This is a genomic window from Anoxybacillus sp. CHMUD, from assembly GCF_013096965.1.
Lineage (GTDB): Bacteria > Bacillota > Bacilli > Bacillales > Anoxybacillaceae > Anoxybacillus > Anoxybacillus kestanbolensis_A.
This window is the reverse complement of the sequence record NZ_SDLG01000080.1, coordinates 1-437: the sequence shown is the minus strand read 5'-3', so window position 1 is coordinate 437 and position 437 is coordinate 1. Positions and strand designations below refer to the sequence as shown.

Here is a 437-nt window from a genome sequence, read left to right as displayed (position 1 = left end):
GATTTATATTACACCAGAAGGACAATGGATTAAAGGAAAACGATTGACTGGAACGGTTGAAGAAGTGAAGCAGCTGCAGTTCACTTCGACAGCGACCGCGATGATCCCTGTGTCTTTAAACCAGGTTCCTGCATCGGGTTCTGCAACTGAGAGCGACGAGGAAACCATTGATGTGATTTTCCCGCTTTTGCATGGGCCAAACGGCGAAGATGGAACGGTACAAGGGCTGCTTGAAATGCTCAACCTCCCATATGTTGGAAATGGGGTGCTCGCTTCTGCTGTTGGCATGGATAAAGTGGTGATGAAAAACTTGTTTGCCCAAGCTGGGCTGCGCCAAGCGAAGTATGTGTCAGTGACGAAATATGAATGGAAAAAAGGCGGAGAAGCAGTGTATGACCGAATCGAACAAGAGCTTGGCTACCCGTGCTTCGTCAAAC

1 protein-coding gene is annotated in these 437 nt (G+C 48.3%); it reads left to right on the top strand.

The features are described from left to right. On the top strand, positions 1–437 hold a 437-nt coding region (locus tag ETB99_RS14690; RefSeq protein ID WP_483860852.1), incomplete at both ends, for a D-alanine--D-alanine ligase.